The sequence below is a fragment of the Streptomyces sp. NPDC042346 genome, from assembly GCF_055581845.1.
Window position 1 is genome coordinate 412746 of the sequence record NZ_JBVJEH010000001.1, and the last position, 14299, is coordinate 427044.

Consider the following 14299-nt stretch of genomic DNA (forward strand, 5'->3'; position numbering starts at 1 on the left):
ATGGGTCCCGTGACCCGAGCCAACCTGGACAAACAGCCGCACGAAGTCGCCTCCATGTTCGACGACGTCGCGGCCAACTACGACCTCACCAACGACGTGCTCTCGCTCGGCCAGGACCGCCGCTGGCGCAAGGAGGTCGCGAAGGCCGTCGACGCCCGCCCCGCGCAGAAGATCCTCGACCTCGCGGCGGGTACGGCCACGTCCTCGCAGCCCTTCGCGCGCGCGGGCGCGTACGTCGTGCCCTGCGACTTCTCGATCGGGATGCTCCAGGTCGGCAAGAAGAACCACCCATGGATGCCGTTCACGGCGGGCGACGGCACGAAGCTGCCCTTCCGCGACGACGTCTTCGACGCCGTCACGATCTCCTTCGGGCTGCGGAACATCCAGGACACCGAGCAGGCGCTGCGCGAGCTGTACCGGGTGACGAAGCCGGGCGGCCGGGTCGTCATCTCCGAGTTCTCGCACCCCACCTGGGGGCCGTTCCGCACGGTGTACGAGGAGTACCTGATGCGCGCGCTGCCGCCGGTGGCGCGTGCCGTCTCCTCGAACCCCGACGCGTACGTGTACCTGGCGGAGTCCATCCAGTCCTGGCCGGACCAGCCGACCCTGGCGGGCTTGCTCCAGAAGGCCGGCTGGTCGAAGGTGGCCTGGCGGAACCTGACCGGTGGGATCGTCGCCCTCCACCGGGGGTTCAAGGCCGTCTGAGCGGTCGGCGGCTACTTCGCGTACATGCCGTAGCCGCCCACCCCGGCGTACACCGAGTCCGCCACCTTCCGGTACACGTACTTGCCGCCCACCCGGTCCGTCGGCGGGGTGTTCACGGCCATGTCCGTCAGCGGCCGTGTCACCAGGGTCGTGGAGCCGCCGCCGTCCAGGTTGATGGCGTCGATGATCCCGAGGCCGGGGGCGTCCAGGAGGGTGGCGAAGTCCCGCAGGTAGGCGCCGTCCTCGTTGGTCGTGAGGTCGCCGCTCGGGACGGTCTCGCCGCTGAGGGTGACGAGCACCGGGCGTCCGTAGACGTTGGTGCCGAGCGCCGTGCGCGAGTCGATGCAGATCTGGGTCGTGCCGTCCTTGCCGGTCCTCGGCTCGCTGCACGAGTTGGGCAGCTCCGAGGGGATCGATCCGTCGCGGAGCAGCTGGTGGAAGGAGCTGACGACGTCGACCGACTCGTCCAGCGGGATGTCGCGGTTCAGGGTGACGTCGTGGAGCTTCTGGTCGATCGTCACCCGGTCGTCGACGGCGAGCCGTTCGCGGAGCCACTGCGCCCCGGTGCCGATGCCCTGGATGACGCGGCCGCCCTCCGGGACGGTGGTCCCGCCGCGGCCCTCGCGGACCTGGGTGACGACGCCGTGCGCGTCGACGACGACCTCGAAGCCGGCGTCGGCGGTGGCGGCGATGTTCGGGTCGGTGCCGGGCTTGGGCACGGGAAGGCCGTAGTCGTCGGTGAACACGACGATCTCGTCGGGGTCGGTGAAGACGGACGGCTTCGTGGTCACCTGCGTGTCCTCGGCGTCGCGCGCGCAGTGCGGGGGCCGGCCCGGGGTCCGGTTGAAGTCGTCGACGCGCACCGTCTCGCCGGAGGGCCCGGTCAGCTTCAGGTCGGTGAGGAGCTTGGTGACGTACGGGGTGCCGTACTGGATCACCGCGCCGGTACTGCCCTTCCCGCCGTTCCAGCAGCTGGAGCTGTGCAGGACGCCGTCGGTGGCCGAGACGCTGGAGTGCGCCGCGGTGTCCGCGACGCCGGCCCCGGCGGGTTCCGGCTGGAAGAGGCCGCCGTTGACGCCCGCGTACGGGCGGCGGGCCACGGTGTTGGAGACCTGCGTGAGCTGGTCGGTCACCACCTCGGCCGATCCGCCGCTCGTTCCGATGGTGCTCTCCAGGGTGAGGCCCCCGGCGGTCGGGTCGATCTCGACGACCTGGAGGATCCGGGGCTTGGCCCGGTTGTCGGGGCTCGTTCCGTCCGCGAGGACCTTCTCGGTCCAGGTGGTGTGGGTGACCCCGGCGGTGATCTTGACCGATGTGCCCTTCGTCCAGTTGGCGAGCGGGTCGGCCGCCGGTACGTCGGCGTGTGCGGCGGCGGAGGTGAGGGTGAGGACGGCGCCGAGGGCGGCGGCCATGGCCACCCAGGGGCGGAGGCGGTTCCCGGTCACTGGCATTCCGCCGTTCCGTTGACGAGCTCGTGCGAGCGGATGGAGGTGGCGAACGGCGCCGGGACGGTGATGCTGTCGCCGCGCAGGACGACGTAGGCGCCGTACTTCGTGGCGTCGTCCGGGTCGGTCCAGCTGCCGGTGAACGTCGGCTCGGGGTAGAAGCAGACGTGCTTCTGCGTGCGGTTCCAGACGGACTTGGGCATGGCGCCGGTGCCGTAGCTGTTGCCGTAGTTCCGGGTGGTCGGGTCGGTCTTCGGGAGGTGGACGGTCATCGCGCCGCGGCCGTTCGGCTCGGGGAAGGTGCAGACCCGGTTGTCGGGGCAGCGCTCGTAGCCGGTGAAGCAGCGGGCGCGGGCCGGGACCAGCTTGTGGGAGCGGACGGCGCCGACCGCGTACGCGTCGGCGTTGCCCGGCTTGACGGTCTGCAGGGCGCCGCCGTACGCGGGGTCGCCGTAGACGCAGGCCCAGAGGTCGGTGTTGTTCTTCGCCGACAGGGTCTTGCCGTCCCAGGCCGGGGCGTAGCTCTCCAGGTTCTGCAGGTCGGTGAAGTCGCGCCGCTCACCGGTCCCCTTGGCTCCGGAGTAGAGGCAGAGCGTGTCGGCCGGGCAGTCGGCGAAGTCGGTGGACTCGGCGTTCGCGGGCAGCACGTAGAACAGCGAGCAGAGGAGGGCGAGGACGGCTGTGATCAGCGCGCCCCGCCGTATATCGAATCGGAAGTCGGTCACGGATGATCAATCTGCCATCACGTTCCGCACAGGGGAACACGTGTTCACCCTGTGGGAAAGCGGTGGGGTGACCCTCCGCTTCCCCCGCACCCGCCCCCCATAGACTGCGATACGTCCTCAACACCGAATTTCCGGGAGACTCCGTCGTGACCGAGCAGCCCCTCTCCGAGCACACCGCTGATGTGATCGTCGTCGGGGCGGGCCCGGCCGGCTCCACCACCGCGTACTACCTGGCGAAGGCCGGACTGGACGTCCTGCTCCTGGAGAAGACCGCGTTCCCCCGCGAGAAGGTCTGCGGCGACGGCCTCACCCCCCGCGCCACCAAGCAGCTCGTCTCCATGGGCATCGACATCTCCGAAGAGGCCGGCTGGCTGCGGAACAAGGGCCTGCGGATCATCGGCGGCGGCGTCCGCCTGGAGCTCGACTGGCCCGAGCTCGCCTCGTACCCGGACTACGGGCTCGTCCGCAAGCGCGACGACTTCGACGAGCAGCTCGCCCGCCAGGCCCAGAAGGCCGGCGCCCGCCTCTACGAGCGCTGCAACGTCGGCGCCCCGATCGTCGACGACCGCACCGGCCGCATCACCGGCGTCCACGCCAAGCTGGGCGACGAGAAGCGCGAGGTCACCTTCCACGCCCCGCTCGTCGTCGCCGCCGACGGCAACTCCACCCGGCTCTCCCTCGCCATGGGCCTGCACCGCCGCGAGGACCGCCCGATGGGCGTCGCCGTCCGCACGTACTTCACCTCGCCCCGCCACGACGACGACTACCTGGAGTCCTGGCTGGAGCTGTGGGACCGGCGCGGCCCGCAGGACCGGCTGCTCCCCGGCTACGGCTGGATCTTCGGCATGGGCGACGGCACGTCCAACGTCGGCCTCGGCATCCTCAACTCCTCCTCCGCCTTCCGCGAGCTGGACTGGCGCGAGGTGCTCAAGGCCTGGTGTGCCTCGATGCCGGAGGACTGGGGATACACCCCGGAGAACATGACGATGCCGATCCGCGGCGCCGCCCTCCCGATGGCCTTCAACCGCCAGCCGCACTACACCAAGGGCCTGCTGCTCGTCGGCGACGCGGGCGGCATGGTCAATCCGTTCAACGGCGAGGGCATCGCGTACGCCATGGAGTCCGGCCAGATCGCGGCCGACGTCATCGTCCAGGCGCACGCCCGCGCGACCCCCGCGCAGCGCGAGCTGGCCCTGCGGAACTACCCGCAGGTCCTCAAGGAGACCTACGGCGGCTACTACACGCTGGGCCGCGCCTTCGTGAAGCTCATCGGCAACCCGAAGGTCATGAAGATCGCGACGCAGCGCGGCCTGACCCACCCGCTCCTCATGAAGTTCACCCTCAAGATGCTGGCGAACCTCACGGACCCGACGGGCGGCGACGCGATGGACCGCATCATCAACGGCCTCTCGAAGGTGGCCCCGAAGGCCTGACGCGCGCGAACGAAAAGGGCCCTCTTCCCGCGGGAGGAGGGCCCTTCGCCGTGTCACCGGTTGACCGAGGCCGCCTTCCTGATCCGCTCGTCGAGCTCGGTCCTGACCTGCTTCAGCGTCTCGGCGTGCCGGTTCATCAGCTCGTTCTGGAACCCGACCTCGGAGGTGTACCAGAGGGCCACCAGATCCGTCCGCTTCTTGCAGGCGACGTCCTGCCGTGCGGCGGCGATCGCCCTGGCGTTGCCGAACTCGGCCTCGGACCTCAGGCCGAGGGCCTTCTGCGGCGAGACGGGGTCGGTGACGCCGTACCCCTTCTCCGCCATGCACGCCGACCAGGCCTTGAGGGCCTTCGCCACCTTCGGGTCCTCCTTGGCCCGGGAGAACGCCTCCGACTCCATCCCGAAGACGTAGAGCAGGTCCACGGGGTCCTTCTTCTCCGCGTAGAGCCGGAGGTGGCCCTCCCGGCCGCAGCCGCCGACCGGCACCTTCTGCCCGCCGACCGTCCGGCCGCTGTCGGTCTTCCGGGACTCCTCCAGAGTGGTCGGGGGAAGGACCATGCCGCCGCTCGGCTTGGACTTGAGCGGCGGGCCGTGCAGGGCCAGCTGCTCGGACGAGGAGAGGGAGCCCTCGGCCGCCTTGCCGGGCCCGGGGCCGACGCCGGGCTTGACGTACCCGTACCGGGCGGCCGTCGTCTCGTCCGTGACCCCGTACCGCGACCAGGTGCTCCTGGTGCGCGGCAGGGGCCGGACCGGCGGCCGGTACGTGAACCCGAACCGCTTCATGCAGTCCGCCGTCAGCAGGTCCTGTGCCTTCTCCAGGCTGCGGATCTGCTCGTTCGACGTCTTGTACGGGTCCAGGGGGTACACCAGCTGCGCGGCGGGCACCTTGGCCGGGTCGGACGGCGGCTTCGCACCGGCGGAGACGGCCTGGCCGCCCTGTCCTCCCGGTTGGCCCGGGTCGCCCGGTTCGCCCGACGAGCACGCGGTGAGCAGCGCCGTACTCAGCAGGAGGGCGGCGGCGGTGAGTGGACGGCGGGGACGCATGAAGGGGGCTCCGGGAAGGCGAGGCGGGGGAGGGAGGGGTCAGCGGGCCTTGAAGTGGTAGACCGAGGAGACCTCGTTCTTGAACGTCTCGGAGAAGGTGCCGAAGCGGTCCGCGGGGATCCAGCCCTCGATGCCACCGGCGCTGGCGCCGGTGTAGACGTACCAGGTGACCTTGTCCTTGTTGAAGTACGAGGCGGCGTTGTTGCCCACGGTGTACCCCTGGCCGGGGCCGGGGCTGATGAACCGGTCGTTGGCGAGATCGCCGTCTGCCATGTACAGGTCAAGGAAAGAGCCGCCGAGGGACGAGTTGTAGAACAGGCCGAACTCCCGGATGTCCAGGTAGCCGTCCCGGGTCACGGCCGAGGCGCTGCCGGCGGTTGCCAGCACGCCCGTTCCGAGGGTGCCGAGGACCACGACGGTGCCGAGGGCGCGCCGGAGAGCGGTGTTCTTCATGTCCTTGCCTTTCGGTACGGGGAGGGCTGTCACGCACCATGTAAGCCATGTGACAGTCGGTGCCTGCGTGACGACGACAGGGAAGTAGACGCCACCGGCGGGGAATTGGCCAAGCGGCGCTCCCGCGACTATGTCAAGTCCGGTGAATCTTCCGCGCCATGGCTTAAATCGTGGACAACACGTGTGTACGGCATGCCAGTTGAGGGAAGAGGCGTCCCCTCTTCCGTGTGGCTAGAGTGGCCCCGGTCGAGCAGCCGTACGAGCCGCCCGGCCTGTTCCGCGCCGAGCCGTGGAGGCGCACCACGCCACCGGCCCCGAGCGCCGCCCCCGTATCGGGAAGCCCCGGCATCGGGACCCCCGGATAAGGACGTGCACCGATGAGACGTTCGCTGGCCGCCCCCTTGCTCCTCGCCGCTCTCGCGCTCACCGGGTGCGGGGGCGACCCCGACACCGACACCGGCCCCGCCGCCGCCCGTCCGGACCCGACGTCCTCGGTCGAAGCCGCCTTCGCCCCGTTCTACGACTGCCTCGCCGAGCACGGACTGAAGCTCGTGGAGTCGGAGGGAGGCGCCCGGCGGGTCGACAAGGACGCCAACAGCGAGCAGGCGCAGCGCGAGGCCGACAAGGCGTGCAAGAGCCTGATGCCCACCGAACCGCCCGTCGACCAGGCGCAGCTGAAGCAGGACAAGGCCGTCTCCGAGTGCGTCCGGCGCAACGGATTCCCCGACTATCCCGACCCGGACCCGAAGACCGGCCGGCTGCCCGAGAGCGAGGCGGTCAAGTACGACGAGAAGCTCCCCGAGATCCTCCGCAAGTGCCGCCCGGTGGCGGGGGAGGACCAGGGAGGCCAGGGAAACGCGGTCGACGGTGGCTGAGGTCGTCGGCGGGGACGGCGACACCTCCCGCGAACCCCGCACCCGCCGCGGCCGCGCGGGGATCGGCGCCCTGGTCGTCGGCGCCGTGCTGCTCATCGGCGCCGGTGCCGTCGCCGGTACGGTCGTCAAGTCCCCCGCGCAGGTCGCCGCCGACGCCGAGGCACCCCCGCCCGACCTGCTCACCGCGCCCGTGGAGCGGCGCGTCCTCCACGAGACCGTCGTCCTGCGCGGCACCGTCGCCGCCGGACAGACCGTGCAGGTCGCCCCCGTCGTCTCCGGCGGCGAGGGCGGGACGCCCGTCGTCACCAAGACGCCGGCCGCCGTCGGCGCCGCGGTGCGCCCCGGGCAGGTCCTCCTGGAGATATCGGGCCGCCCCGTCCTCGTACTGAAGGGCCGGCTGCCCGTCTACCGCGACCTCAAGCCGGGGGCGACCGGCGACGACGTCGCCCAGCTCCAGACCGCGCTCGCCGCGCTCGGCCACGGCCGGGGCGGCGACCCGAAGGGCACCTTCGGCGACGGGACCAAGAACGCCGTCGCGGAGTTCTACGCCTCCGTCGGGTACGACCCCCGGCCCGCCCAGGACGACGACGGCGCCGCCGTCGACAGCGCCACGGCGGCGGTGACCGCCGCCGAACGCGCCGCCGAGGACGCCCGGGACGCCCTCGCCGACAACAAGGACAAGGCGCAGGTGAAGGCGCTCCGCAAGGCGCGCGACCGGGTCGTCGCCGACCTCGCCGTCGCCCGGACCGCCCTGGACAAGGCGTGGGCCGCCGCCGGACCCATGGTCCCCGCCGGGGAGGTCGTCTTCGTGGAGCGCTTCCCCGCCCGGGTCGCCTCCCTCGCCGCGCGCCCCGGCTCCCCGGCCTCCGGCACCCTGATGACCCTGTCCTCCGGCCGGCTCCTGGCCCAGGGCCACCTCCAGGACCACCAGAAGGGCATGGTCAGGCCCGGCCAGAAGGTCCGCGTCCTCGACGAGACCTCCGGCACCGAACTCGCCGCCCGGGTGGCGACCGTCGCCGACACCGCCACCGGCCCGCGCGCCGACACCCCGCCCACCGGCGGCGGGGGAGAAGGCCAGGACGGCGCGGCCGCCCCCGCGAACGGCCCCACCGGCTTCCTCTTCACCGCCGTCCCCGACAAGGAGATCCCGCCCGCTCTCGCCGGCCAGGAAGTACGGCTGACGATCGAGGCGGCCTCCACCGACGGCGAGGCCCTCGTCGTCCCCGTCACCGCCGTGTCGGCGGGCGCGGACGGCCGGACCCTCGTCACCGTCGTGGCCGGAGACGGCCGCCGCACCCCCGTGGAGGTGCGCACCGGCACCCTCGGCGACGGATACGTCGAGGTCGTCCCGCTCGCCGCGGGCACCCTGGCGGAGGGCGCCGAGGTCGTCACCGGGGTGGCCGCCACCGGCGCCGCCCCGGACGGCCGGGGGTCGTCGTGAGCCCGTTCGTACGACGCCGGCGGGACCGGCAGCCCGGCCCGCCGCCCGCGCCGGCCGCCCCGCCCGGTCCGGCCGGTCCGGGTGATCCGGGTGTCCCCGTCATCGCGTTCCGGCAGGTCGGCCTCACCTACCCGGGGCCGCCGCCCGTCCAGGCCCTGCGCCCCTGCGAACTCGCCATCAAGAAAGGCGAGTTCGTCACCGTCGTCGGCCCCTCCGGCTCCGGCAAGTCCACGTTCCTGAACGTCGCCGGACTCCTCGACGCCCCCACCGAGGGCACCTACCTCCTCGACGGCATCGACACGGCCGCCCTCTCCGACGGCGATCGCACGGCCCTGCGCGGCCGCCGCATCGGCTTCGTCTTCCAGGCGTTCCACCTCATGCCGCACCGCAGCGCCATGGAGAACGTGATGCTCTCCATGGTGTACTCGGCCGTCCCCCGCGCCGAGCGCCGCACCCGGGCCAGGGAGGCGCTGGAACGCGTCGGCCTCGCCCACCGCGTCGACGCGCTCCCGGGCCGCCTCTCGGGCGGCGAGCGCCAGCGCGTCGCCATCGCCCGCGCGCTGGCGGGCCGGCCCTCGCTGCTGCTCTGCGACGAGCCGACGGGAAACCTCGACTCCGGCAACGCGGAGACGGTCCTCGCGCTCCTCGGCGAACTCCACGCCTCCGGCATGACGGTCGTCGTCATCACCCACGACAGCGAGGTCGCCGCCCGCGCCGGCCGCACGGTGACGATCCGCGACGGCGTCCTGAGTGAACAGCCGAGGGACGAGGGGCCCAGGGGCGACGCTCCCCGGGACTGCGTACCCGGGGACGGACCTGGGGAAGGCGCACCGCGGGACGATGCACCCCGGGACGGCGTACCCCGCGCGGATCGGAGCCCCGTATGAGAAGCCGTCTCCGGGCCCGCCGGGTCGTCGAACCCTCCCGCCTCACCCCCCGCGACGCGCTCTCCGAGGCCGTCGCGGGCATGGTCCAGCGCCCCGGCCGGTCGGTGCTCACCGCCCTCGGCACGGTCCTCGGCGTCGGCACCTTCGTCGCGATCCTCGGCCTGACGGCGACCACGTCCTCCCAGATCGACTCCCGCTTCGACCTGCTGACCGCCACCGAGGTCACCGTCGAGGACGTCGCCCGGGACCAGAACGAGTTCGCGGGCCCCGGCTTCCCCGCCGACGCGGACGCCCGGATCCAGCGGCTCGGCGGCGTCCGGGCCGCCGGGGTCTACTGGACGGTCCGGCTCGGCCCGGACGTCACCGTCCGCGCCGCGCCCGTCGGCGACGGCGCGGACGGCGTACCGGTCGACGTGGTCGCCGCCTCGCCGGGCGCGCTCCGCGCCGCCGTCCCCCGCCTCGCGCAGGGCCGGCTCTACGACGAGTTCGCCTCGGCGAAGGCGCAGCCGGTCGCCGTCATCGGGGCGTCCGTCGCGGCCCGGCTCGGCATCACCACCCTGGAGACCCGGCCGGCGGTGTTCATCGGGGACGAGCCGTTCGTGGTGGCCGGCATCGTCGACGACGTCGAACGCAGGCCGGACGTGCTGATGTCGGTGAGCGTGCCCCGGACGACCGCCGAGCGGATGTGGGGGCCGCCCGGGGCCGGGGAGGCGCGGATGCTCGTCGCGACCGAGACGGGGGCCGCCCGGCAGATCGCCGACGAGGCCCCGGTCGCGCTGCGCCCGGACCATCCGGAGTACCTGAAGGCCGTTCCGCCGCCGGACCCGAGGACGCTGCGGGCCGGCGTCACCGGCGACCTCGACCAGCTGTTCCTGCTGCTCGCCGGGATCTGCCTGGTCATCGGCGCGGTCGGCATCGCCAACACCACCCTGGTCGCGGTCCTGGAACGGACCGGCGAGATCGGACTGCGGCGCGCCCTGGGCGCCCGGGGCCGGCACATCACCGTCCAGTTCCTCACGGAGTCCGGGGCCCTGGGCGCGGTCGGCGGGCTCGTCGGGACGGCCCTGGGCGTGTGCACGGTGATCGGGGTGGCGCTCGTCCGGGACTGGACCCCGGTCGTCCACCCCGCGGTCGTCGTCGCGGCCCCCGCGATCGGCCTCGTCACCGGTGTGGTGGCCGGTCTCTACCCGGCCTGGCGGGCCTCCCGGATCGAGCCGGCCGAGGCCCTCCGCCACTGACGCGTCAACGGCCTCGCGAAGGGGGCCCCGAAGGCCTGAACGCCCGCCGGTAGTCGCTCGGGGAGACCCCGACCGTACGGGTGAAATGGCGCCGCAGGTTGGCCGCGGTGCCCAGACCGCTGCGGTCGCCGATCTGCTCCACCGGCAGATCGGTCGACTCCAGCAGGGTCTGCGCCCGCGCGACCCGCTGCTGGAGCAGCCACTGGAGCGGCGTGGTCCCGCAGGCCTCCTGGAGCCTGCGGTGGAAGGTCCGGGTGCTCAGCCGGGCCCGCCGGGCCAGGTCCTCCACGGTCAGCGGCTCGGCCAGGTGCTCCGTCGCCCACTGGAGGACCGGGCCGAGACTGTCGTCGTCGCTGGGCGGCAGCGGCGTCTCGATGAACTGCGCCTGCCCGCCGGTCCGGTGGGCGGGCACCACGAGCCGCCGGGCCAACTGGCCCGCCACGCCCGCGCCGAGGTCCTTGCGGACCAGGTGCAGGCACAGGTCGAGCGCGGCGGTGGCACCGGCGCTGGTCAGCACCGATCCCTCGTCGGTGTAGAGCACGGAGTCGTCGACGATCACCTCGGGGTGGCGGGCGGCGAGCTGCGCGGTGTGCTGCCAGTGCGCGGTCGCGCGCCGGCCGTCGAGGAGCCCGGCGGCGGCGAGCGCGAAGGCCCCCGTGCACAGGGAGACCACGCGGGCGCCGGAGTCGGCCGCCGCGCGCAGGGCCGCCACCAGCTCGGCGGGCACCTCCTCGCCGTCGTCGACGACCGCCTCGGGCACGGACGGCACGATGACCGTGTCCGCGCCGACGAGCCCGTCGAGGCCGTGGGTGACGCGCAGGGAGAGCGGCCCCGGCGGCGGCGCCGCGGTCAGGTCGCCGCAGAGGCGCAACTCGTACCAGGAATCGGCCAGATCCGGCTGCGGGATGCCGAAGACCGCGGACGCGATGGAGATCTCGTACAGCTCCCAGAGGGTGAGACCGACCCCGCCGTCCGGCACGACGGCGATGGCGACGACTCCCGGACCTGTGCTCATGATCGCCAGGCTATGGCAGGAACCGTGCGCACAGGGTCAGTTCCGCCACTGTCGGCCGGATCCCGCCGCTGCGAGCGTGGAACCCATGAGCAAGCAGAACACCACCCTCGCCACCGCCACCGCCACCGCCACCGCCACCGCCCCCATCCCCGCTCCCGTCACCGTCATCGGCCTCGGCCAGATGGGCGCCGCCCTCGCCGCCGCGCTCCTCGCCGCCGGCCACCCCACCACCGTCTGGAACCGCACCGCGGAGAAGGCCGATCCCCTCGTCGCCCGGGGAGCGGTCCGCGCCCCGGGCGTCGCCGAGGCCGTCGCGGGCGCCGAGCTCGTCCTGGTCTGCGTCCTCGACTACCCGGCCGTGCGCGAGCTGCTCGCCCCCGCGGCCGGGGCGCTGCGCGGCAAGGTCCTCGTGAACCTCACCTCGGGCTCGCCCGAGCAGGCCCGCGCGGAGGCGGAGTGGGCGGCGGAGCACGGCATCGGCTACCTGGACGGCGGGATCATGACGACCCCGCCCGGCATCGGCGACAGCGCCAACATGATCCTCTACTCGGGCGCGCCGGAGCTCCTCGCCGCGCACCGACCGGCCCTGGCCGTGCTCGGGGACCCGGTCGACCTCGGCGCCGACGCCGGACTCGCCTCGCTCTACGACGCCGGGCTGCTGGGCCTCATGTGGTCGGTGTTCGGCGGCTGGCTGCACGCGACGGCCCTCGCGGGCGCGGACGGGGTGAGCGCCGCGCGGTTCACGGAGGTCTCGAACCGCTGGCTGAAGACCGTCTCCTGGTTCATGAGCGGCTACGCCGAGCAGATCGACGCGGGGGAGTACCCGGGAGACGACGCCACCATCGACGTGCAGGTGGCGGCCATCGGGCACCTGCTGCACGCGGGGGAGGCGCGGGGTGTGGACGGGCGGCTGCCGCGCCTGCACCTGGACCTGATGCGCTCGGCGGTGGAGGCGGGTCACGGCGGCGACAGCTACGCACGCCTCATCGAGGCATTCCGGAAATAACGCCCGAAGCTTACCGAAGCAGAACAAAAGCCGAAGGACCGTCTCTCCCCCGAGGAGTGACGGCCCTTCGGCTCACGTGGTGCGTCGGATCAGAGGATCCGGACGGCGCCCGACGGGGTGTCCCAGTCGAGCGAGCGCTCGACGACGCCCGTGGACGGGTTCTGCGCGCCGACGTACTTGCCGCCGCCGACGTAGATGGCGACGTGGTACGAGCCGCTGCGGCTGCCCCAGTACAGGACGTCGCCCGGCTGGAGGTTGCTCAGCGAGACGGAGGTGCCGCGGCTCGACTGGTCGCCGGAGATGCGCGGCAGGTCGATGCCGGCCTGGGCGTAGGCGGCCTGGACGAGGCCGGAGCAGTCCCAGGAGTTGGGGCCGGTGCCGCCCATGACGTACGCGTCGCCGATCTGGGCGCGCGCGAAGGCCACGATCGCGGCGGCGGTGCCGGAGGGGGCCTGCGTCTCGGTGCTGCTGCCCGTGGACGAGCCGCTGTCCGAGGAGGAACCGGTGGAGCCGGAGTCCGAGACGCCGGAGCCCGACGAGCTGTTGCTCGTGGAGGTGGTGGAGAGCTGGGTGCGCGCGGCGTCGCGGGAGGCGCGCTCCTCGGCGTCCTTGCGCTCCTGCTCGGCCTGAGCCTTGGCCTCGGCCTCGGCGCGGGCCTTCTCGGCGCGCTCGGCCTCGGCCTTGCGGTCCGCCTCGGCCTTGGCCTTCTTGGCCTCCTTGGCGGCCTTCTGCAGGGCCGCGTTCTCCTGGGCCTGGAGGCTCTGGTCGAGGGCCTCCTGCTGGGACGTCTCGGCCGAGGCGGCGACGGCGCTCGCCAGGCCCGCGGTGTCGAGGGATCCGAGCGTGGGCATTTCGATGGTCTCGGTCACCGGCTCGGCAGACGCCGGCCCGGCAGCACCGGCCACCGCGATGGTGCCGAGGACGCCACCGGCAACTCCTGCGCGGAGCGCGAGCTTCGAGGCGCTGCGGCGGGGCTTCCGGTGGCTGGGTATGTGAGCGGTGTGGGACATGGGAACAACCGCTATCAGGGCTTGGTGGTTCCCTTCAAGAAACGTGGGCTGCGCCACAGTTGCGTGGGGAGTGGCCGAATCCGCTTCTCTGGCGCCCTTATTGACGCCGTAACGGGCAAATCGGGCACGCGTCATCGCGCCCTTGATCATGCGTTTTCAATAAAACGTCCGAATTGCCCGTCACTTACCACCTCTTCACGTCTGTGGCCAAGCCCCGTTTCCTCGGACCCTCGTGGGACGTGACGCAGGTCACAGGCGAGCTCGTGAACGGGTGCACGCGTCCACCTCCGTACGCGGGACCCCCCGACCGGGCGACGACGGCTTCCTTTATCACCTTGATCCATCCCATCGCCAATTTGCCTGTATGGGCCATGGCTTGATAGTGCGGCACCCCCTCCGAGCAGCGACTTCCGGTACGGATGTCACATCTGGTGATCACCTGGGCGCTTCGCGCAACAAGATCACCCCTCATCCGGCTTCATGATCCTTCGTCAGGTGGTGGAGATCACAAACTCGTTGCTGTACCCCGTGTCGCAGATCACAGAGGGGCGGGCATAAGATGCGGGGCAGCCGGGCTTGTGAACTGCCTCACATGGGGGCGATCTTTCACGGTCCGGCCGTGCGATCCAACGGTCAAGGACGACTGGAAGGAGCGAGGAGCGTGAATGCGTACGCGCCCGTCCTCGTGCTCGGTGCCCTGGGTGCGGGGTTTGCGATCTTCTCCGTGGTCATGGCCACGCTTATCGGGCCAAAGCGGTACAACAGGGCAAAGCTTGAGGCGTACGAGTGCGGCATCGAGCCGACACCCACGCCCGTCGGAGGCGGCCGCTTCCCGATCAAGTACTACCTGACGGCGATGCTCTTCATCGTCTTCGACATCGAGATCGTCTTCCTCTACCCCTGGGCCGTCACCTTCGACGCCCTGGGGCTTTTCGGGCTCGTGGAGATGCTGCTCTTCGTGCTCACCGTCTTCGTCGCCTACGCCTACGTGTGGCGTCGCGGCGGCCTGGAATGGGACTGAGG

Annotated in this window: 14 protein-coding genes; 8 read left to right on the forward strand and 6 right to left on the reverse strand. The window is 72.2% G+C overall.

The window, feature by feature from the left end:
- Positions 1–9 precede the first annotated feature (9 nt).
- Positions 10–705: a demethylmenaquinone methyltransferase gene (locus tag ACZ6K0_RS01985; protein WP_376408834.1), complete on the forward strand. Its 696-nt coding sequence runs from the start codon at positions 10–12 to the stop codon at positions 703–705.
- Positions 706–716: 11 nt separating this feature from the next.
- Here ACZ6K0_RS01985 and ACZ6K0_RS01990 read toward each other — a convergent pair whose 3' ends face one another.
- Positions 717–2150, reverse strand: coding sequence for a phosphodiester glycosidase family protein (locus tag ACZ6K0_RS01990; RefSeq protein ID WP_469229253.1), 1434 nt, complete (start codon positions 2148–2150; stop codon positions 717–719).
- Positions 2147–2875: a peptidase inhibitor family I36 protein gene (locus ACZ6K0_RS01995; protein ID WP_469229255.1), complete on the reverse strand. Its 729-nt coding sequence runs from the start codon at positions 2873–2875 to the stop codon at positions 2147–2149. Before ACZ6K0_RS01995 ends, ACZ6K0_RS01990 begins: the two co-directional genes overlap by 4 nt.
- 146 nt (positions 2876–3021) lie before the next feature.
- Between ACZ6K0_RS01995 and ACZ6K0_RS02000 the strand changes: the two genes are divergently transcribed.
- Positions 3022–4308, forward strand: coding sequence for a geranylgeranyl reductase family protein (locus ACZ6K0_RS02000; protein WP_125744625.1), 1287 nt, complete (start codon positions 3022–3024; stop codon positions 4306–4308).
- A 53-nt stretch (positions 4309–4361) separates the two neighbouring features.
- Here ACZ6K0_RS02000 and ACZ6K0_RS02005 read toward each other — a convergent pair whose 3' ends face one another.
- Both ACZ6K0_RS02005 and ACZ6K0_RS02010 read right to left on the reverse strand, forming a co-directional pair.
- On the reverse strand, positions 4362–5351 hold the full coding sequence (locus ACZ6K0_RS02005) for a hypothetical protein (RefSeq protein ID WP_469229257.1): 990 nt from the start codon (positions 5349–5351) through the stop codon (positions 4362–4364).
- Between the two features lie 39 nt (positions 5352–5390).
- The gene (locus ACZ6K0_RS02010) at positions 5391–5804 is read right to left on the reverse strand and encodes a hypothetical protein (RefSeq protein WP_376408816.1); all 414 of its coding nucleotides are present in this window, start codon (positions 5802–5804) and stop codon (positions 5391–5393) included.
- A gap of 377 nt (positions 5805–6181) precedes the next feature.
- Here ACZ6K0_RS02010 and ACZ6K0_RS02015 point away from each other — a divergent pair, with 377 nt between their 5' ends.
- The 4 genes from ACZ6K0_RS02015 to ACZ6K0_RS02030 all read left to right on the forward strand — a co-directional run bounded on the left by ACZ6K0_RS02015 (position 6182) and on the right by ACZ6K0_RS02030 (position 10245).
- Positions 6182–6679, forward strand: coding sequence for a hypothetical protein (locus ACZ6K0_RS02015; protein WP_376408813.1), 498 nt, complete (start codon positions 6182–6184; stop codon positions 6677–6679).
- Positions 6672–8120 (forward strand): peptidoglycan-binding protein, encoded by a 1449-nt coding sequence (locus tag ACZ6K0_RS02020; RefSeq protein ID WP_469229259.1) that lies wholly within the window; start codon positions 6672–6674, stop codon positions 8118–8120. Before ACZ6K0_RS02015 ends, ACZ6K0_RS02020 begins: the two co-directional genes overlap by 8 nt.
- A gap of 101 nt (positions 8121–8221) precedes the next feature.
- Complete coding sequence (locus ACZ6K0_RS02025) at positions 8222–9007, forward strand: ABC transporter ATP-binding protein (RefSeq protein WP_469229671.1); 786 nt, start codon at positions 8222–8224, stop codon at positions 9005–9007.
- Positions 9004–10245 carry an ABC transporter permease gene (locus ACZ6K0_RS02030; RefSeq protein WP_469229261.1) on the forward strand — a complete coding sequence of 414 codons (1242 nt, stop codon included), beginning with the start codon at positions 9004–9006 and terminating at the stop codon, positions 10243–10245. Before ACZ6K0_RS02025 ends, ACZ6K0_RS02030 begins: the two co-directional genes overlap by 4 nt.
- A gap of 4 nt (positions 10246–10249) precedes the next feature.
- Here the strand turns inward: ACZ6K0_RS02030 and ACZ6K0_RS02035 are convergent, their stop codons facing one another.
- Positions 10250–11260: a helix-turn-helix domain-containing protein gene (locus ACZ6K0_RS02035; protein ID WP_376408804.1), complete on the reverse strand. Its 1011-nt coding sequence runs from the start codon at positions 11258–11260 to the stop codon at positions 10250–10252.
- 85 nt (positions 11261–11345) lie between these two features.
- Between ACZ6K0_RS02035 and ACZ6K0_RS02040 the strand changes: the two genes are divergently transcribed.
- Positions 11346–12266: an NAD(P)-dependent oxidoreductase gene (locus ACZ6K0_RS02040; protein WP_469229264.1), complete on the forward strand. Its 921-nt coding sequence runs from the start codon at positions 11346–11348 to the stop codon at positions 12264–12266.
- A gap of 89 nt (positions 12267–12355) precedes the next feature.
- On the opposite strand, the gene ACZ6K0_RS02045 is transcribed toward ACZ6K0_RS02040, so the two are convergent.
- Positions 12356–13276 carry a C40 family peptidase gene (locus tag ACZ6K0_RS02045; RefSeq protein WP_469229266.1) on the reverse strand — a complete coding sequence of 307 codons (921 nt, stop codon included), beginning with the start codon at positions 13274–13276 and terminating at the stop codon, positions 12356–12358.
- Positions 13277–13937: 661 nt separating this feature from the next.
- Here ACZ6K0_RS02045 and ACZ6K0_RS02050 point away from each other — a divergent pair.
- A complete protein-coding gene (locus ACZ6K0_RS02050; protein WP_266895216.1) occupies positions 13938–14297 on the forward strand; it encodes an NADH-quinone oxidoreductase subunit A in 360 nt (119 codons plus the stop codon).
- Positions 14298–14299: the final 2 nt, after the last annotated feature.